Raw genomic sequence first — 18945 nt, 5'->3', positions numbered from 1 at the left:
GCTGCCAGCCTAAAAACATGATGCCGGTCACATTAAAAAATATCCAATGACGGCATCATGTTGTACAGTTTTGTTTAACAAATAACTTAAATTTAACGTTGCTAAAAACCGACAGTTCACCTATATTTTGTTGGCCAATTGATTTGTTCATAATAATAAATAAGCAGCATTTCAGTTGGTTATTCGTTGGGATAATCATTAAATTCGATACTTGTATAGCAAGTGCACTTTTCAATAACCAGAGGGTAATTCTATGAAAAATAAATTCAACAGGAACCGGCTGTATCAGGCAATGTGTCTGACTGTGGCCTGCGTTTTCACCACACCTGCTGTCCTGGCTCAGGACGACTCAGTAGAGGAGCTGGGCAAGGTTCAGGTGACCGGATCGCGTATCAGGCAATCACAAATTGAGGGCATTGAGCCGACTCAGACCATCACCAGAGAGGACATTGATCGTTCTGGTCTGACATCGGTGGGTGATATCCTGCAACAATTGACACAATCAGGATCAGCCATCAACACCCGTTTTAACTCCAGTGGTAACTTTGGTTTTCCATCCAACGGTGGTGGTATTGGCGCCGGTTCAACCCAGGTAGACATGCGCCATTTGGACAGCAGTCGGGTTTTGGTATTGGTGGACGGTTTACGCTGGGTAGCGGGCAGCTCTGCTTCCGGTGTCAGTAACGCCGTTGATATGAATACAATTCCTGTTGGCATCATTGAGCGCATTGACATCCTGAAAGACGGTGCTTCTTCGATTTATGGTGCCGATGCCATCGCTGGTGTGGTCAACATCATCACCAAATCAGACATGCAAGGCGGCCAGGCCAGGGTATATGCAGGTGCTTTTGATGAAGGTGACGGTGAAACCGGCAGTTTTGATCTGACCGTGGGTACCCAAACCGATAAGATCAACATGATTTTCAATGTTGGCTACACCGATCAACAGGAAGTATCAGCAGCAGATCGTGTGCTTTCTGCATTTCCAAAGCCATTCACCGGCGTAACTCGTGGCAGTTCAGGAACCCCGCAAGGACGGTTTCTGTTGACTGACATCAATGGCAATTCAATCAACTGTACCGTTAATGATGGTGTCACAGGTGTGCCGTTTTTTGATCCGGCCTCTCCTTGTAGTGGAGATGATTACCACCCATTCACTGATAATGACCGGTTCAATTACGCACAGTTTAACTATTATGTAACGCCTTCAAAACGCTCCAATATTTTCGGCCAGGTTGATGTTGAACTCAGTGATAACATCAGTTGGCACATGAAAGGGGTTTACAATAACCGCAAATCAACCAATCAGGCTGCGCCGGAACCGATCTTTATCGGACCATTTGCAGAAGCTGGTGCCATTGCTGACAACATCATCATTGATTCGACCAATCCGTATAACCCATTTGGAATTGATGTCTTCTCTGATGGTTTTGGCTTCATAGGCCGCCGCCCGCTGGAAGCAGGTCCACGGATCTTTAATCAGGATGTGGATACTTTTTACTTTTCAACCGGGTTGGAAGGATCGTTCAATGCTGCAGATCGCAGTTGGTATTGGGACATCAATGGCGTTTATGGTAAAAACCAGGCATCACAACGCAAAACCGGTGCTTTAAACATTGCCCGCATTGCCACTGCACTGGGACCTTTGGACGACTGTCTGGCCACACCGGGCTGTGTGCCACTGAATATTTTTGGTGGTCAGGGCAGTGGTGGTGGAACCATCACACCGGATATGTTGAATTACATTTCTTTCATTCAATCGGATAACTCTGAACAGGAGTTGACGGATTTCACGGCCAATATTTCTGGTGATCTGGTTGAATTACCTGCCGGCCCGCTGTCAGTTGCGGTTGGGTACGAGTATCGTAAGAAATCTGGATTTTTCCAGCCTGATCCAATCGTTGTTGCCGGTGAAAGTAATGGTGTACCTGCCAGTCCGACTTCGGGTGAGTTCAGTGTTGATGAGTTTTTCGCTGAATTCCTGATTCCCATTTTGGCTGACAAAGAGTATGCCAAGTTATTTGATGTCTCGCTGGCATTCCGCAGCTCCGACTACAGTACGTCGGGTTCAGACACCACAGGTAAGGTGGGCTTTAAGTACATGCCTACTGACAACCTGTTGTTCCGTGGTACATTTGCTGAAGGTTTGCGCGCTCCATCGATCGGTGAATTGTTCGGTACCCAGGCACGTTTTGACGCTCAGCTGAATGACCCTTGTAATTCCGATGTCAATGGTGTGGTACCAAGCTTGCCAGGTTGTGCCGGTATTCCAGCCGGGTACCAGCAGACCAATCCACAGATTTCTACAGTCACAGGTGGTAACCCCAATCTGACTCCGGAAGAAGCTGAGACATTGACTCTGGGTGTGGTTTATTCGCCACAATGGGCCGATGACACCAGCTGGTCTTCCAGTTTGGATTTTGAAGTGACTTACTATGACATCGAAGTGGATGGCGCGATTCAGGCAGTTGACGCTCAATTTATTTTGAATCGTTGTGCTCAGGACCCTAATTATGTTTTGTGTTCATCGTTTGGTCGTGACAGCTTTGGTAACATTGAAAACTTCAGCACGCAGCTGACCAACATCGGTGGCATTGAAACCAATGGTGTTGATGTCAACGTAACCTGGACTTCTCCACAATACGACTGGGGCTTCATTCAGGCCAATTGGAACAACTCATTTGTAAACCAATTTGATGAACTGAACCCGGCCAACACAGCATCAGGATTTGCTCCACGTGATTTGGATGGTATTGAAGTCAATGATTCCGGTATTCCTAACTGGAATTCCAATCTGTACACCACATTCAATGTCAGAGACTGGAAATTCATTTGGGGCACCAGACACATCAGTGGTCTGAGAGAAGCCTGTTCAGATTTCCTGGACGGTTCTCCCAATGGTTTGGCTGAGTTGGGATTGTGTTCTGATCCTGCCAACCGGTCTAATCGTCTGGGTAGCACCACATACCATGATATTCAGGTTATCTTCCCTGAGTGGAACCGTGTTCAGTTTGAAGCGGGTATCAACAACGTGACAGATAAACAACCTCCGGCTTGTTTCAGCTGTTCACTCAATGGCTACGATCCATCGACCTATGATGGTGAAGGTCAGTTCGGTTATGTCAGAGCAACCATTGATTTCTGATCTCTGGTCAAACATATGAACGTTTAAAAAACGGCCTCAATGAGGCCGTTTTTCTTTTCACCAGGCATGAAATTTCGTTACAATGCCTGATTTGACCCGGAACAGCCCATGCTGTTGATGATAGACAACTACGACTCTTTTACCTATAACCTGGTGCAGTACTTTGGTGAGCTTGGTTGCGATGTACAGGTGTACCGCAATGATGAGCTGACTGTTGAGCAGGCGCTGGCATTGAAGCCAGATCACGTGGTGATTTCTCCTGGCCCCAGAAATCCTGATATGGCTGGTATTTCTATGGACATGATCCGCGCTTGTGCCGGACAAGTCCCGTTGCTGGGGGTGTGTTTAGGACACCAGTCTATCGGCCAGGTTTTTGGCGGACAAGTGGTGCGGGCCAAGACCATCATGCATGGTAAAATTTCTGCTGTACACCACACCAACACCGATGTGTTCAGTGGTCTGAGCATGCCTTTCAATGCCACACGATATCATTCACTGGTGGTTGATCAAAACACCCTGCCAGAATGCCTTGAAGTCACCGCATGGACGGAGGATGAATCGGGAGAAATTGAGGAAATCATGGGCTTTAAACACAAGGAATATGCCATTTCCGGCGTTCAGTTTCATCCTGAAAGTATCCTCACTGAACATGGCCATCAAATGCTTAAGAACTTTTTGACCCAAAAATAACAATGAATAAAACTCCCATACAATCTGCCCTTGACATGCTGGGTGAACAACAAACCTTGCCACCAGGCCGCATGACCGCCGTGATGAACCAAATCATGGATGGCGAAGCCACCCCGGCCCAAATCGGTGGTTTATTGATGGCCTTGAAACTCAATGGTGAATCAGTGGCCGACATCACTGAAGCTGCCAGGGTCATGCGTGAGCGGGCAGTAAAAGTCTCGGTCAACAAACACCACCTGATTGACACCTGTGGCACCGGTGGTGATGGTGTTGGTATCTTTAATGTATCCACAGCCGCTGCATTCATTGCAGCTGCAGCCGGTTGCCGGGTGGCCAAACATGGCAACCGGTCGGTGTCCTCATCAACCGGGTCAGCAGATGTTCTGGAAGCGGCTGGTTTTGACCTGAGCCTGAATGCGGATCAGGTGGCTCAATGCATCGATGAATTCAACATTGGTTTTTTGTTCGCGCCAGCGCATCACGGTGCCACTAAATACGCGGTAGGACCCAGAAAGGAGCTGGCGGTGAGGACCATGTTCAATCTGCTTGGTCCGTTGACCAATCCGGCAGATACACCTTTTCAGGTGATGGGCATATTTGCCAAACAATGGGTCAGGACCGCTGCTGAAGTATTGCGTGAACTGGGTTCGGAACATGTCATGGTTGTTCACTCACAAGATGGGATGGACGAAATATCACTCAACGCCCCGACTGACGTGGCTGAGCTGAGAAACGGGGTGATCAGGGAATACAGCCTCACTCCGGAAGACTTTGCAGTGAGGAGACAGTCGGTTGAGTCATTGGTGGTCAGCAATGCAGAAGAAAGCCTGGCCTTGATCAAGGCCGCATTAACTGGCCAGGCAGGGCCTGCAGCCGATATGCTCGCTTTGAATGCAGGTGCTGCCATTTATGTCGCCGGTTGCAGTGCTGAAATGAAAGGTGGAGTTGAAAAAGCCCGCCAAATCATGGCTTCGGGAGCAGCATGGGAGCTGCTTCAAAACCTGGCAGCATTCACCTGCAAATTGGGAAAAGCTGATGAGTAATGTACTTGACCAAATTGTTGCAACCAAAAAAGAAGAAGTCAGAAAAGGCCAGGCCATTCATCAACTGAATGATTTATTGGAGCGGATGGCAGCTCAATCGGCACCCCGTGGTTTTCATCAGGCCATTCGTCAACGCCTCCATGCCGGACAATCGGCAGTGATTGCTGAGGTCAAGAAGGCATCACCTTCCAAAGGCATCATCCGGGCTGATTTTGATCCGGTACAGATTGCCCGGTCGTATCAACAGGGTGACGCCACATGTTTGTCGGTGTTGACTGATGCACAGTATTTCAAAGGGCATAACAGCTATTTGCAACAGGTGCGAGAGGCCGTTTCACTGCCATTGCTGCGTAAAGACTTCATGATTGATCCCTGGCAGATTCATGAGTCCAGGGCATTGGGTGCAGATTGTGTTTTGCTGATAGTGGCATGCCTGAGTGATGGGCAGTTGGCTGAACTGTTTGCGGCTGCCACAGAGCTGCAGATGGATGTCTTGATGGAAGTGCATGATGCCGAAGAAATGCAGCGGGCATTGAACACACCAGCAACATTAATTGGTATCAATAACCGCAACCTCAAGACATTTGATACCTCACTGCAAACCAGTGAGCAGTTATGCACCATGGTTCCGGAGGACTGTACCCTGGTCAGCGAAAGTGGCATCCATGTCAGCGCCGACATCAATTATCTACAGGGTATTGGTATCAACACCTATCTGATTGGTGAGTCATTCATGCGTCATTCCGATCCAGGTCAGCAATTACACAAACTGATGAGTGGTCAGGTATGAAGCGCATCGGCGTGATTGGTGCAATGCACCAGGAATGTGAATATTACCGTGAACAACTGTCCGATACCCGTCATGAGCAGTATCTTGACATCAAAATCACCCATGGCCGGCATGCTGGTCATGATGTGTGCCTGCTGGAATCAGGTATAGGCAAAGTCAATGCCACACTGGCCACTGAATGGCTGGCACGGAGCTTTCAGCCTGAATTGATCATCAACACTGGGTCTGCCGGTGCCATCAAAGGGGGTGCCCGAATTGGCGATTTTGTGTTTGCCAGTCAGGTGTGTCATCATGATGTTGATGTCAGTCCGATCGGCTTTGCTTATGGAGAATTGCCGCGTTTGCCTGTGTTTTATCAAGTCAGGAAAAAATGGTTGAATCTGCTGAATGAAGTGGCCAATGAACTGAATGATGTTCACCACCTGGGAGTCATTGCCACTGGCGAATCATTCATCTATCAACAACATCAGGTCGAGCTGATCAGGCAACGATTTCCGGCAGTCATTGCTTGTGAGATGGAAGCTGCGGCTGTTGCCCAGGTCTGTCATATGCATGACATTGACTTTTTGATTTTGCGTAACCTCAGTGACGTGGCCGGCGAGGATGCCCAGCTTAATTTCATGGAATACATAGAGCAGGCCGGACGGAAATCGACCGAGCTGGTTCTGACGCTGTTGGCGGCAATCAGTTCAGATTAGACAAATCGTACAGTTCCCGGTAACGTTCAAGGTACACGATTTCCCTTTGCATTTCTGCACCTTCTGTCCGCAGCTGACAGTATCCGGTTTTGGTGCATCGATATCGCTCCGAACCGGCAGCAGTCGATACATCAATTAAATAGACAAAATCAAAGTCGGCCTGAGTGCCTGTGGCTTCTACCTGATCAAAGAACATGTCACCAAGATCTTTCAGAGTTGCGGGGTCTGAAGTGTCAATGACCGTGGTGAATCGTTCGTCAAATGCTTTGAAATGTGTCAGTTTAGGATGGCTGCCACCGCAGGCTGATAAAACCAGAAACAGGATGGCTGTGATTGTGAGTTTGGTATTATTGTTGTTCATAACATATCCGTTCACTGAATTAAAAATTCATTGCAGAAAGGCCATGTCACACCACGTTGTATGTTGCGATTGTCATGCCCCCCAGCAAACACGCATAATCAATATAGCACAAAAGATAAGTTAAAACAATTGACACCATTGACGTGCAGTCAGGTGCAATCAAACAGGCATCAATCGGTCGGCTTGTATAATCCATGTAATTCACAGACAATAACCACATGAACCTGATGAAGCGCTATGTAATCAATCTGAAAAACTTTGTTCTGGAAGTGGCCAGAAGATACCGAGATGATGAAACGTCGCTGGCGGCCAGCTCACTGGCATACACGGCCTTGTTATCGCTGGTACCATTCATGTCGGTATTGGTCACTGTGTTTTCAGCGATGCCCTTGTTTGAAGAAGCCTCACAGCAATTGCAGGATTTCATCTTTCAGAACTTTGTGCCCACCACAGGTGCAGTGATACAGACTTACATCCTTGGTTTTGTGGAAAAAGCCAGGGGCCTGACTGTGACCATGTTTCTGGCTGTCTTTGTGACATCAATTCTGATGATGCATACCATGGAAAAGGCTTTGAACCGGATTTTTGACAGCCAATCCACAGGACGATTGAAAATTAAAGTGATGGTGTATTGGGCCGTTTTGACCATGGGACCGTTGTTGGTTGGTGGTGGAATCGCCTTGTCTTCAATGGTGTTTAAGTATTCGGCATTTGCCAGCATCAAAGGGTTTTTGGTCAAGGCCCTGCCGGTATTGGCCTCAACACTGGCGTTTTTCCTGATCTATTACATTGTCCCTAACCGCAAAGTCATCTGGCGTCATGCGATAGTTGGGGCTTTATTTTCAGCCATTAGCTTTGAATTGGCCAAAAAGGGCTTTGCCCTGTATGTCACCTCAATACCCAGCTACCAGAAAGTCTATGGCACACTGGCGACCATCCCCTTGTTTCTGATCTGGATGTTTTTGTCCTGGAACATCATTTTGCTGGGTGGCACAGTCACAGCCACCTTGGGCAGTTCACGGTGGCGTCTGCATGTTCAGGAGTACCAATCTAATCAGCGCCTTTTGCTGATCATGGAATGCCTTTATCAATTATGGAAAGCCAGTCAGCATGGGCGTACGGTGCCTCATGATGAACTCAGTGATTATTTTTACTTTGTGCCCGATGATGAGCTATCGGCACAGCTGGAATGGCTCAGAAAAAAACAATTCATTGCGGTGAATCAGTCTGGAAACTACCTGCTGCGACAAAATTTGTCAGCGATTGACTTCAAAGCGTTGTATGCCCGTGGTGGGTTCAAAATTCCTGTAAAGGCCAGCCGTCATTTTGTACAATACCAGCCCATGCTTGATGAATACTGGCAGCCGGTCGACGACTTGCTAAGCCAGCCCATCGAAAACCTCATAAAAATCAGAGATGACCATGATTCAAAAAATACTTAACCCACTCCTTATGACTTGTGCGCTACTGGCCATCAGTGCCTGCACAGAACAACAGCCCACTTCACTGACTGAGCAGGCAGCTGATGTGGCAGCTTCACAGCCTGCTGCAACTCCGGTGGTTGAAGTCGACCCCGCGGAGGGAGATATCCACCCCGCCAACGATGGCATATCAGCACCTTTGTCTTTTGCACTGATGGACCTGGATGGCAATGAAGTCAAAGCTGAAGATTTCCGTGGTAAGTGGTTGGTATTGAATTACTGGGCCACCTGGTGTGCTCCTTGTCGCGACGAAATACCCGAATTGGTTACTTTCCAGGACAACCATGACAATGTGCAGGTGTTGGGAATTGCTTATGAAGATGCTGAGGTCAGCAAACTGAAAAATTTTGCGGCTGACTTTTCGGTGAATTACCCGTTATTGACCATGGATGTTTATAACCCACCTGGATTTGCTGAAGAGGGTGGTTTGGGATTACCAACCACCATTGTTTATGACCCCCAGGGTATGCGACATGACAAGCACATGGGGCCAATCGATGAGGCTGGGCTTATTGAACTGATTCAGTAAGGTGGAGCTGGGTTTTAATTGACTTCTGTGAGTTGTTGCAGTGCCCAGTTGATGTGTTCCTGAACCAATTCGGAGGCGCCGGAGTGGCGATTTTTCAGTGACTGAATGATCTCTTTCGTGGGGTGGGCATTTCCCAGCCCAACGGCCAGGTTTCTCTGCCAGGACTGATAGCCAATGCGGCGAATCGGAGAACCTTCGGTGCGCTTTAAAAAAGTGGCCTCGTCCCAGTTAAACAATTCTAGCAAGGTGGTGTCGTCGAGGGCATGTCGTGGGCTGAAATCAGGTTCTGCGCTGTGTTGCGTGAACTTGTTCCATGGACAGACCACTTGACAATCATCGCAGCCGTAAATGCGGTTGCCCATGGCTTGGCGGAATTGCAGTGGGATCGGTCCTTTGTTTTCAATGGTCAGGTAAGAAATACAGCGCCTGGCATCCACCTGAAAAGGAGCCACAATGGCCTGTGTGGGACAGTCTTGTATGCACTGCGTGCAACTGCCACAATGGAAACTGGCAGTCTGGTCCACCGGCAAGGGCAGGTCAGTGTAAATTTCACCGAGAAAAAAGTACGAACCGGCCTGATGATTGATCAGGTTACTGTGCTTACCAATCCAGCCAAGGCCGGCTTTTTCAGCCAGGGCTTTTTCCATCACAGGTGCAGAGTCCGTGAATACACGATGGCCGAATTCGCCAGCGTGCTGATCAATGATGGTACAGAGTTTTTTGAGCTTTTGACGCAAAACCTTATGGTAATCACGCCCAAGGGCATAACGGGAAATCGCAGCTTTTTGCGGATTCTCAAGTAGCTGCTCATACGGTTTCAGGTCAGTTTTCATGTAATCCAATCGCACCGAAATAACCCGGATGGTACCTGGCACGAGTTGTTCAGGATGGTAGCGTGCGCTGCCATGTTTTGCCATGTAAGCCATTGAACCATGAAACTTTTTATTCAGCCAGTTGTTGAGGTGTTGTCCTGCCGCTGCGAGGTTGATGTCTGAAATCCCCGACTGTTGAAATCCCAATTCCCGGGCCCAGCCTTTGATTTGCTGTGCCAACTGCTGGTAATCGATGTGTTCCCCGGGTGCAATCACTGTTAAAATAAGGCCTGAATGAAGCGACATTATAAATCAAAATTTGTTAGCCCTTATGAAACTGTTGTACAGCAATAACAAAACCCGGGAAATTGATCAATTGGCCGCTGAGGCATTGGGCATTGATTCATTTGCCCTGATGCAAAAAGCCGGAGCAGCGGTACATCAATACCTGGATACTCACCAGCGTCTGTTGGTGGTGACCGGGCCTGGCAACAATGGTGGTGACGGTTTTGTGGTTGCCGAGCTGGCCAGGCAACAAGGTCAGAAAGTGAAGGTATTGGCATTACAGCCGGTGAGTAAGCTGACCGGCGACGCGGCCAAAGCAGCTGCCGCCTATCGGGGTACAGTGATTGATGAATGGCCGGATGAAAACTTTGATTGTGTGGTTGATGCCATTTTTGGCACAGGATTAACCCGTGAGGTTGAGGGCAGTTATGCGAGCATCATTGGTCTCATCAATAACAATGAATATAAGACGCTTGCCATTGACATCCCCAGCGGTCTGAATGGCACCACAGGACAAATCAAGGGTTGTGCTGTCCGGGCCAGTCAAACCGTGTCCATTCTGGGGCGCAACACCGGGTTATATACCCTGGATGGCCCGGCCTGTTGTGGCGAAATTCTGTTTGCAGATTTGGGGGTTCCGGCAGTGGCATTGCAATCAGTAGTGGCTGAGGCCCAATTGATGAACCGTGAAAAACTGCAGGAATTACCAGCTGCAAGAGCAAACAACACCCACAAAGGCAGTTTTGGTCATGTGCTGACTGTTGGCGGACAGGCAGGTATGTTGGGTGCCGTGTTACTGGCCGGACGAGCGGTGCTTAAATCAGGGGCTGGTCTGACCACCTTGATCACTGACCAGGAGCACCAGGCGTTGGTCCCATTGTATGCACCTGAACTCATGGTCAGTGGCTTTTCCGGTACCAGTGACGATGAGCCTTTGTCTGCTGGAAAGCCTGCTGATGTGGTGGTCATGGGCATGGGTATGGGACAGTCACAATGGTCGAAACAATTGTTTAAACTAGCGCTCAAAACGCCATCGCCTTTGGTGATGGATGCCGATGGGTTGAATTTGTTGGCGCGTTCACCTGTCACACCTGAACACCTCAGGGTCATCACTCCGCACCCCAGAGAGGCCGCCAGGTTGCTGGATGTCTCGGTAGCTGAGGTCCAACAAAACCGCTGGCTTGCCGTCCGGCAATTGGCCCGCAGGTACCATTGTGTCGCAGTGCTCAAGGGTTCTGGTACTCTGGTCAGTGATGGTGAACAAACCTGGTGTTGTCCTTTTGGCAATGCCAACTTAGCTACTGCTGGTTCCGGAGATGTTTTGGCAGGTATGGTAGCGGGCATTATGGCACAAGGCTTCTCGCCGTTGTCAGCGGCACATCTGGCGGTGCTGTGGCATGCCCTGGTGGGAACTCACAGCCGTTATGGATTTACCATGACGGCCTCAGATTTACTGGATGACCTGCATGAAATCATCCATTGAGCCACGTACTTTTCAGATAGACACCCTGGATCAGTTGTCTGCTGTGGCCCGGCAGTTAAGTTGCGAGATCCCTCCGGGGACAGTGGTTTACCTGCAAGGGGATCTGGGAGCTGGTAAAACCACTTTCACCCAGCTGTTGCTCAAATCATGTGGGATTACAGAAGTGGTAAAAAGCCCAACCTACACCATGTATGAAACGTATCAAACGGCCGAACAAACATATGTGCATATGGACTTGTACCGCCTGACTGATCCGGAAGAGTTGTATTTTCTGGACATTGAAGATTTGCTCGATCCTGCACATATTGTGCTGATTGAATGGCCTGGAAAGGGTAAGGGCGTGTTGCCAGCAGCTGATTGGGTACTTGAATTTGTTTTGAATGGCCTGAACAGAACCTTAACAATAACATCAAATAGCTAATCTATCTTGTTGATTTAAATTAAAAAGCTTGATTCAAGCACGGCCTTTGCATACAATTATTCAGAGTTTGTATGGTTTTTAGTTATGAAAAAGCTGATGTACATGGCAATGATGCTGTTGGCTGGCCAGTCGGCCATCGCCACCAATGTAGAAGGTATGCGGGTCTGGACCGGCCCTGAGCACACCCGGGCTGTGTTTGATCTGAGCGACGATGCAGATTACAAATTATTCGAACTGGACAACCCGCCCAGGGTGGTGATTGATCTGAATCAGGCAACTTTGACCGAATCACTGACCATTAAAAACAACAAAGACATCAAAAAAGTTCGCTTCAGCAGCGAGCCGGGTAAAGTCAGAATCGTACTGGACTTACATCAATCCCTGAAACCCAAGAGTTTTCTGTTGAAACCCACGGGTGAATATGGTCATCGACTGGTGGTGGACCTGAATAGAGCAGCCAAGCCTCAGGTGAAATCTGTTGCCTCCGTCACCCAATCCAACCGGGATGTGATTGTGGCCATTGACGCCGGTCATGGCGGGGAAGATCCTGGTGCCATCGGTGCTGCCGGGACGCACGAAAAGGATATTACCCTCAATGTGGCAAACCAACTGGCTAAAAAAATCAATGCCAAGCCTGGCATGAAAGCCCTGATCATTCGTGAAGGTGACTATTACATCAAACATCGCAAACGCTTTGAAAAAGCCAGAAAGCACAATGCTGATCTGTTTGTCTCGATTCATGCCGACGCCTTTCACAGCCGCAAGGTCAATGGCGCCAGTGTATATATCCTGTCTCAAAGGGGCGCTTCTTCAGAAGCTGCTAAATGGCTGGCAGAATCTGAAAACAAATCTGACCAGATTGGTGGTGTGGTGATTGAAGATAAACAAGACATGTTATCAAAAGTGCTGTATGACTTGTCTCAGAATGCAGCCCTGGAAGAGAGTCACAAAGCCGCCAAATCAGTCCATGCTGCCCTGAAACAAGTTGTGAAATTGCATGGTCAGGGATTTGGTCAGGCCAATTTTTTGGTGTTGAAGTCTCCTGATGTTCCATCCATGTTGGTTGAAACCGGTTATATCAGTAACCCCAACGACGAGAAAAAGCTCAAAGACCCAAAACATGTGGATAAGCTGACACGGCAAATTGCTGATGGCATTCGGAATTATTTTTACCAAAGTCCGCCACCTAATACATGGATTGCGGCTCAGGCCAAAAGCAAGAAGCACATTGTACAATCAGGCGACACGCTCAGTGACATCGCAAGCCGTCACGGCACCAGCATGGCTGCCATTAAATCAATCAACAATAAATCGTCTGATCAGCTGATGATAGGTGAGGTCTTGTATTTACCTAATGAGCCCTGATGAACGGACTGTTCGTATCATGGGTTTGGGTTAAAAAGACTTTTTGGCCAGCTTTAAACTCAGTTCGTTGACCTGCATCAAAGCCGCCGAACCGTACCATGGAATCAGCTCCATAACCAGACTGCCAGCCTGTATGGCCGGATCAGATTCAGTCAGTGTACGGGCTTCCTCAATGGTCTGCACATCAAACACATAGATTCCTCGTAAGTCAGCATCATTGGCACCAAACGGTCCGGCAAGAACCAACACTTTTTCGCTGGCCAATCGTTTGATATTTTCCATATGTGCTTGCTGTAATGCCCGCGCCCGATCAACGTCTTCAGGCCTGTTGGGACCACTTTTCAACAACGCCATGACATACATTTTCATGCCATATTCATCAGCCCCGAGTTTTTGGGCCAATTGTTCATCGTATTGGGCTTCAGTAGCCATAACCGGACAGGTCACGATCAGACTTGTCAGCAGGCACCATGTCATGGTTTTATTGAGTTTCATCAGTAATTCCGGTTACCGTATTGTGACTCAAGATATCACATGATTAAGGCTTGCAGCAAGGGCGACTTTCCTGGTTTTCATGACTTTCGTTGGATGTAATAGGCTCTACAATGATTTATGATCGGCCGGCTGATGTCCCCTCAGTGGTGAATTTTCATAGGATTTTCATGTCTGATGGGATAACTTTAATCTTTTGAACAGAGGAGTACTATGTCTCATTTACATAAATACCGGTGGGTATTGCTGATTACCCTGCTTGTGGCTGTTGCGGGTGCGCAAGCCAAACTACCCAAGGGTATAGAATTTGTTACCACTGTAGAAGGTATCACAGAATACCGCCTGGATAACGGTTTGCAGGTTTTGTTGTTTCCAGATACATCTCAGGAAACCCAAACGGTTAACATCACCTACCACGTGGGTTCCAAGCATGAAAATTATGGTGAAACCGGAATGGCTCACTTGCTTGAGCATCTGGTGTTCAAGGGCACGCCAAACCACCCTAACATCACCAAAGAGCTGACTGACCGAGGCGCCGAACCTAATGGTACCACCTGGACTGACCGCACCAACTACTTTGAGACATTTGCGGCTTCAGATGACAATCTGGAATGGGCGATTGAACTGGAAGCAGACAGAATGATCAACTCATTTATTTCCAAAGAAGATTTGGATTCAGAAATGACGGTGGTCAGAAATGAACTGGAAAACGGTGACAACAACCCAATTCGGGTTCTTTGGCAGCGCATGGGATCAGTTTCCATGGACTGGCATAATTATGGTAAGAGTACCATTGGTGCCCGATCTGACCTGGAAAATGTAGACATTTCAAATCTTCAGGCGTTTTACAAAAAGTATTACCAGCCTGACAATGCCACGCTGATTGTGGCAGGTAAGATCGACGTAGATCAAACCCTCAAACTGATCAAAAAACATTTTGGCAAAATACCAAAACCAAGCCGTGAAATCAGACCGCTTTATACCGAAGAGCCTATTCAGGATGGTGAGCGCATGGTCACTGTGAGAAGAGCTGGTGACGTTCAGGTGGTTGGTGCGATGTACAAAGCTCCGGCAGGTTCAGATCCTATTTTTCCAGCGGTTGACGTGTTGTCTCAGATCATGGCGCATCCAACCACCGGACGCTTACATAAAAATGTGGTGAAAGAAGAGTTGGCCGCCAATTCGTTTGGTTTTAATTTCCAGTGGGCAGAGCCAGGTGCCATGTCTTTCATGGCTCAAGTGGCCAAAGATAAAGACCTTGATGCTGCCAAAGAAGCCTTTTTAGCTACCCTGGAAGGTGCAAGCGAACAGCTGATCACCGAAGCAGAAGTGAACCAGGCCAAAGCCAATCTGATCAAACAATTTGAGTTGTCATTCAATTCATCAGAAGGCATTGCCCTGGCCCTCAGTGAATGGGTTGGAATGGGTGATTGGCGCTTGATGTTTCTGAGTCGTGATCGTTTAGAAGCGGTGACGCTTGAGCAGGTACAAACCGCTGCTGAAGAATTTCTGGTGAATGACAACAGAACCTTGGGGTTGTTTATACCGGAAAGTGACTTTGACCGTGCAGACTCCATTGAACGGTATTCTCTGGCAGAAATCAAAGCCATGGTTGAAGGCTATGAAGGTCGTGAAATGGTTGCCCAGGGCGAAGATTTTGATCCCAGCTTTGAAAACATTGATGCCCGTACCAAACGAGTTGAGTTAGGCAACGGTGCTCAACTGGTGCATGTCAATAAACAAACCCGCGGTGATTCGGTGGTGATGAACCTCAGGCTGGATTTGGGCAATGAAGAGGCACTGTACAATCAGTCAGTGCTGGGCCGTCTGGCAGGTAATATGTTGGATCGGGGAACAGCCAACTATTCACGCAATGAACTGAAAGCCAAATTTGATGAATTGAAAGCCAACGTCAGTGTATCCGGTTCTGCCAGAAGTGCCAGTGTGAATGTCAGGACTACCCATGAAAACCTTCCGGCAGTGATTAAATTGTTGGATGAGGTTTTGAAACGGCCGGCTTTTGATCAGGAAGAACTCGATGTGCTGAAACAGGAATTGATTGTTTCGCTTGAACAGCAAAAACAACAGCCAACCACCCAGGTTTTCAGACAACTGGGTCGTCACCTTGATCCATATGAACCTGGCCATCCCCGATATCAAATGACCATTGATGATGAAATTGCGGCCATCAAAGCCGCTACACCAGATCAGGTAAGGGCATTCCATAAAACCTTCTATGGTGGTCAGGATGCGGATGTCAGTATTGTTGGCGATTTTGATCAGGATAAAGTAACAAGTGTCATTCAGGATGTGCTCAATGGTTGGAGCAGTGATGTGGCATATGAGCGTGTTCCTGCCAGGTATGCCGATGTAGACAGCATCAATAAGTTCATTGACACGCCTGACAAGTCCGGCGCCGCTTTTGGGGCCATGATGCGCATGCCAATCAGTGATGACCATCCGGATTATCCGGCTTTGGTAATGGCCAACCAAATGTTTGGTGGTGGTTTTATCAGCAGTCGACTGGCCAACCGATTAAGGCAACAGGATGGTTTGAGTTATGGTGCTGGTTCGTTCTTCAATGCTTCGCCATATGATGAAAATGCCACATTTGGAGCTTATGCCATCTGTGCGCCAGAGAACCTCGAAAAAGTGGCCACTGGTTTCAGAGAAGAGCTGTTGAAAGTCATTGATGAAGGGTTTACGCAACAAGAGCTGGATGATGCCAGAAAAGGTGTCTTGCAAAACAACCGGATTGATCGTGCCAAAGACAACCGATTGGCTGGTCAACTGGCAAATTACATCGATCTTGATCGTACCCAACAATGGAATAAAGAGTACGAAGAAGCCATCAGTAACCTGACTATTTTACAGGTGAATATGGCTTTCAATAAGTATGTCAAGCCAGACAGTTTTTCCATCATCACAGCGGGTGACGCCAGCAAAATTGATGCAGAGTAACTGCTGCCAATGAGCTAAAAGCCGGGCCTGGTCCCGGCTTTTTTTATGTCTGAATGGACAGTCTTTGATACAATCTTTGGTTTTTTAAGATGAGAGTGTTATGAAGTCAGTGGCAAAAGCAGTGTGTTTATTGATGGTGGGATTGGCCAGCGTTATGGCCAGCGAGAATGATGAGCAGCTGTATACTGAGGCATTTTTGCATCAGCTTGGTGAACTCAGGTCGCTGGCAATCAATCATTCACTGGCTTATGAGCTGACTGAATCATTGACCACCGAAGTGGGTCCCCGGCTTGCAGGCAGTCCGGGAGATGCCAAAGCAGTGGCTTGGGCAGAAGCCAAATTCAAAGCATTGGGTTTTGATGAGGTCAGGCTTGAACCGGCACCGTTGAAACGATGGACACGTGGTGTTGAGCAGGCCGAGGTGCTGTCACCTTTCCCCCAACCCATGCACATCACCGCTCTGGGTCGGACCCTGCCGACTCCTGCAGAAGGATTGGAAGGTGAAATCATTCATTTTGCTGATCTTGAGGCTTTAAAAGCCGCAGACCCTGCTTTGGTGAAAGGTAAAATTACGTTCATCAGCAAGCGCATGGAACGGCATCAGGATGGATCAGGTTATGGCAAAGCGGTCGGTGCCAGAGGCGAAACAGCCCAGGTGACAGCAGAAAAAGGCGGTATTGCGGCAATCATTCGTTCCATTGGTACCGATAACAACCGCACCCCCCACACCGGAGCTGCTCGATATGATGAAGCCATCGCTTCGGTGCCTGCCGGAGCCATATCAAATCCTGATGCTGATTTACTGGTTAACATGCTGAAACGAGATGTTCCGGTTAAGGTCCGCATGACTTTGACTTCTCACTGGGATGGTGATTACACTTCATACAATGTGATTGGAGACATGAAAGGCACCACCCAGGCCGATCAGTACATCGTGATCGGATGTCACCTGGATTCCTGGGACCTGGGGACTGGAGCGATCGATGATGCTTCTGGATGTGGAATCACCATGGCTGCAGCTCAATTGATCAATGAACACATGGGTCCGTTAAAGAAAACCATTCGGGTGGTACTGTGGGCCAACGAAGAATACGGCTTATCTGGGGCGAAGGCTTATCACGAGGCGCATAAGCATGAATTGAATAAACATATTCTGGGTGGCGAGTCTGACTTTGGGGCTGGCCGGATTTACGGCTTTGGTACGCGGGTGTCTGAGACAGCCATGCCTGTGGTTATGGCCATTGCTGAGCAGTTAAAACCATTGGGTATTGCGTACAGCAACAACCAAAGCGGATCAGGTGCTGACCTGATCCCGCTGCGGGCAGCGGGTATGGCGGTGTTTGGTTTGAAACAAGATGGCACCGATTACTTTGATTATCACCATACCGCGAATGATACCCTGGATAAAATCGATCCTGCCGCACTGGCACAGAACGTCGCTGCCTGGGTGGTTGTGGTTGCCATGGCAGCCAATGCCGATCAGGATTTTGGTTTTGGCTTGAAAGACTGATTTGATGCTCATTGGATTATCAACAGCTGCATACAACTCCAGTTCTTTACGGAGTAAAATGTTTTGCTCAGTCAAATTGTCCTTTGTTGCACCTGATTGTAAATTTGTTTGATCATCAGTTATTGATTGGTCATGCATAAAAGGCCTGTCAACTGACAGGCCTTTTATGTTGACTCTGGAATAAAAATATCAACGTTTTTGTTGCAACCTTCCTGCCGCCAGACCTGACATGGCTATCAGCAATAATAAGAACAACCATTTATTATCCAAAGGTACCTGTACTGGACTCGGTCCGCTGATGATAACAATTTCAATGTCTGAGTCAGGATCAGGACCCGTCTCAATAGAGTCCCCCTCTGCTACATTGATGATCTCACCGTTGTCAACGTCTGATTGTTGTACCACATAAGTACCAACCAGCACGCAAGTGTTACCTACGGGAACCACTGGGCAAACAGTACTGTTTGGGGTGATCATGTTGTCGGTTACAGTTACTTGGGTCAGGGTGATGTTACCAATGTTGGTAACCACGATCGTAAAGGTCAGGGTATCTCCCACAGTGATGGTGCCCGAGCCGTCTTCATCTGCATTGCTTGTGTAAGACTTATCAGTTTCCAAGGCAGGATTTGAACCGATCAGGGTGATGACGGTGTCATCATCCGGAGGTGTCTCATCTGAATCGCCGGTACCGGTGTTGGTGATTGAGCCATTGTCCACATCAGACTGCTGGACCACATAGGTGCCGACCAGCACACATGTAGCCCCAGGTGCGAGGGTGGCACATGAGTTGCTGTTGGGGGTGATCATGGGATCAGATACGGTGACGTTGTTCAAAGTCACATTACCGGTGTTGGTCACGGTGATGGTGAAAGTCAGGGT

At 48.2% G+C, this 18945-nt stretch carries 16 protein-coding genes; 12 read left to right on the top strand and 4 right to left on the bottom strand.

Annotated features, from left to right (window positions below):
* The first annotated feature begins 253 nt into the window (after positions 1-253).
* The 5 genes from B0475_RS16605 to B0475_RS16585 all read left to right on the top strand — a co-directional run bounded on the left by B0475_RS16605 (position 254) and on the right by B0475_RS16585 (position 6366).
* Complete coding sequence (locus tag B0475_RS16605) at positions 254-3145, top strand: TonB-dependent receptor domain-containing protein (protein WP_109862421.1); 2892 nt, start codon at positions 254-256, stop codon at positions 3143-3145.
* A 108-nt stretch (positions 3146-3253) separates the two neighbouring features.
* Positions 3254-3835, top strand: coding sequence for an anthranilate synthase component II (locus B0475_RS16600; protein ID WP_077413007.1), 582 nt, complete (start codon positions 3254-3256; stop codon positions 3833-3835).
* Between the two features lie 2 nt (positions 3836-3837).
* Positions 3838-4878, top strand: coding sequence for an anthranilate phosphoribosyltransferase (gene trpD, locus B0475_RS16595; RefSeq protein ID WP_077413006.1), 1041 nt, complete (start codon positions 3838-3840; stop codon positions 4876-4878).
* Positions 4871-5668: an indole-3-glycerol phosphate synthase TrpC gene (gene trpC / locus B0475_RS16590; RefSeq protein WP_077413005.1), complete on the top strand. Its 798-nt coding sequence runs from the start codon at positions 4871-4873 to the stop codon at positions 5666-5668. The genes trpD and trpC overlap by 8 nt, the downstream gene beginning before the upstream one ends.
* Positions 5665-6366, top strand: a complete 702-nt coding sequence (locus tag B0475_RS16585) for a 5'-methylthioadenosine/adenosylhomocysteine nucleosidase (RefSeq protein ID WP_077413004.1) — start codon at positions 5665-5667, stop codon at positions 6364-6366. The genes trpC and B0475_RS16585 overlap by 4 nt, the downstream gene beginning before the upstream one ends.
* Here B0475_RS16585 and B0475_RS16580 read toward each other — a convergent pair.
* Complete coding sequence (locus B0475_RS16580) at positions 6353-6727, bottom strand: hypothetical protein (protein ID WP_077413003.1); 375 nt, start codon at positions 6725-6727, stop codon at positions 6353-6355. The genes B0475_RS16585 and B0475_RS16580 overlap by 14 nt on opposite strands.
* A gap of 227 nt (positions 6728-6954) precedes the next feature.
* Here B0475_RS16580 and B0475_RS16575 point away from each other — a divergent pair, with 227 nt between their 5' ends.
* Together B0475_RS16575 and B0475_RS16570 are read left to right on the top strand one after the other, a co-directional pair.
* Complete coding sequence (locus tag B0475_RS16575) at positions 6955-8169, top strand: YihY family inner membrane protein (protein WP_198538364.1); 1215 nt, start codon at positions 6955-6957, stop codon at positions 8167-8169.
* The gene (locus B0475_RS16570; RefSeq protein ID WP_198538363.1) at positions 8150-8737 is read left to right on the top strand and encodes a TlpA family protein disulfide reductase; all 588 of its coding nucleotides are present in this window, start codon (positions 8150-8152) and stop codon (positions 8735-8737) included. Before B0475_RS16575 ends, B0475_RS16570 begins: the two co-directional genes overlap by 20 nt.
* Positions 8738-8751: 14 nt before the next feature.
* Here the strand turns inward: B0475_RS16570 and queG are convergent, their stop codons facing one another.
* Positions 8752-9825 carry a tRNA epoxyqueuosine(34) reductase QueG gene (queG, locus tag B0475_RS16565; protein ID WP_232781905.1) on the bottom strand — a complete coding sequence of 358 codons (1074 nt, stop codon included), beginning with the start codon at positions 9823-9825 and terminating at the stop codon, positions 8752-8754.
* 55 nt (positions 9826-9880) lie between these two features.
* On the opposite strand from queG, the gene B0475_RS16560 reads away from it, so the two are divergent.
* The 3 genes from B0475_RS16560 to B0475_RS16550 all read left to right on the top strand — a co-directional run bounded on the left by B0475_RS16560 (position 9881) and on the right by B0475_RS16550 (position 13103).
* Positions 9881-11317, top strand: a complete 1437-nt coding sequence (locus B0475_RS16560; protein WP_077412999.1) for a bifunctional ADP-dependent NAD(P)H-hydrate dehydratase/NAD(P)H-hydrate epimerase — start codon at positions 9881-9883, stop codon at positions 11315-11317.
* Positions 11301-11738: a tRNA (adenosine(37)-N6)-threonylcarbamoyltransferase complex ATPase subunit type 1 TsaE gene (gene tsaE / locus B0475_RS16555; protein ID WP_077412998.1), complete on the top strand. Its 438-nt coding sequence runs from the start codon at positions 11301-11303 to the stop codon at positions 11736-11738. Before B0475_RS16560 ends, tsaE begins: the two co-directional genes overlap by 17 nt.
* Positions 11739-11822: 84 nt before the next feature.
* Positions 11823-13103 carry an N-acetylmuramoyl-L-alanine amidase gene (locus tag B0475_RS16550; protein WP_077412997.1) on the top strand — a complete coding sequence of 427 codons (1281 nt, stop codon included), beginning with the start codon at positions 11823-11825 and terminating at the stop codon, positions 13101-13103.
* A gap of 30 nt (positions 13104-13133) precedes the next feature.
* On the opposite strand, the gene B0475_RS16545 is transcribed toward B0475_RS16550, so the two are convergent.
* On the bottom strand, positions 13134-13598 hold the full coding sequence (locus tag B0475_RS16545; protein WP_077412996.1) for a YciI family protein: 465 nt from the start codon (positions 13596-13598) through the stop codon (positions 13134-13136).
* Between the two features lie 210 nt (positions 13599-13808).
* On the opposite strand from B0475_RS16545, the gene B0475_RS16540 reads away from it, so the two are divergent.
* Positions 13809-16556, top strand: a complete 2748-nt coding sequence (locus B0475_RS16540; RefSeq protein ID WP_077412995.1) for a M16 family metallopeptidase — start codon at positions 13809-13811, stop codon at positions 16554-16556.
* 100 nt (positions 16557-16656) lie between these two features.
* A complete protein-coding gene (locus B0475_RS16535; protein WP_077412994.1) occupies positions 16657-18066 on the top strand; it encodes a M28 family peptidase in 1410 nt (469 codons plus the stop codon).
* 189 nt (positions 18067-18255) lie between these two features.
* Here the strand turns inward: B0475_RS16535 and B0475_RS16530 are convergent.
* Positions 18256-18945 (bottom strand): DUF7507 domain-containing protein (locus tag B0475_RS16530; RefSeq protein WP_157893037.1); only part of this gene is annotated, 690 nt, incomplete at its 5' end.

The sequence above is a fragment of the Marinicella sediminis genome (assembly GCF_002000055.1).
In the GTDB taxonomy this organism is placed as follows: domain Bacteria; phylum Pseudomonadota; class Gammaproteobacteria; order Xanthomonadales; family Marinicellaceae; genus Marinicella; species Marinicella sediminis.
Note: the sequence above shows the minus strand (reverse complement) of the source record. Positions and strands in the feature narration are given on the sequence as shown.

Excerpts from the sequence above, each read along its gene's own strand:
- B0475_RS16600 (WP_077413007.1), top strand. The coding sequence starts at position 3,254 with ATGCTGTTGATGATAGACAACTACGACTCTTTTACCTATAACCTGGTG.
- B0475_RS16550 (WP_077412997.1), top strand. The coding sequence starts at position 11,823 with ATGAAAAAGCTGATGTACATGGCAATGATGCTGTTGGCTGGCCAGTCG.
- tsaE (WP_077412998.1), top strand. The coding sequence starts at position 11,301 with ATGAAATCATCCATTGAGCCACGTACTTTTCAGATAGACACCCTGGAT.
- B0475_RS16570 (WP_198538363.1), top strand. The coding sequence starts at position 8,150 with ATGATTCAAAAAATACTTAACCCACTCCTTATGACTTGTGCGCTACTG.
- trpC (WP_077413005.1), top strand. The coding sequence starts at position 4,871 with ATGAGTAATGTACTTGACCAAATTGTTGCAACCAAAAAAGAAGAAGTC.
- B0475_RS16580 (WP_077413003.1), bottom strand. The coding sequence starts at position 6,727 with ATGAACAACAATAATACCAAACTCACAATCACAGCCATCCTGTTTCTG.
- trpD (WP_077413006.1), top strand. The coding sequence starts at position 3,838 with ATGAATAAAACTCCCATACAATCTGCCCTTGACATGCTGGGTGAACAA.
- B0475_RS16585 (WP_077413004.1), top strand. The coding sequence starts at position 5,665 with ATGAAGCGCATCGGCGTGATTGGTGCAATGCACCAGGAATGTGAATAT.
- B0475_RS16535 (WP_077412994.1), top strand. The coding sequence starts at position 16,657 with ATGAAGTCAGTGGCAAAAGCAGTGTGTTTATTGATGGTGGGATTGGCC.
- B0475_RS16540 (WP_077412995.1), top strand. The coding sequence starts at position 13,809 with ATGTCTCATTTACATAAATACCGGTGGGTATTGCTGATTACCCTGCTT.
- B0475_RS16560 (WP_077412999.1), top strand. The coding sequence starts at position 9,881 with ATGAAACTGTTGTACAGCAATAACAAAACCCGGGAAATTGATCAATTG.
- B0475_RS16605 (WP_109862421.1), top strand. The coding sequence starts at position 254 with ATGAAAAATAAATTCAACAGGAACCGGCTGTATCAGGCAATGTGTCTG.
- B0475_RS16545 (WP_077412996.1), bottom strand. The coding sequence starts at position 13,598 with ATGAAACTCAATAAAACCATGACATGGTGCCTGCTGACAAGTCTGATC.
- B0475_RS16575 (WP_198538364.1), top strand. The coding sequence starts at position 6,955 with ATGAAGCGCTATGTAATCAATCTGAAAAACTTTGTTCTGGAAGTGGCC.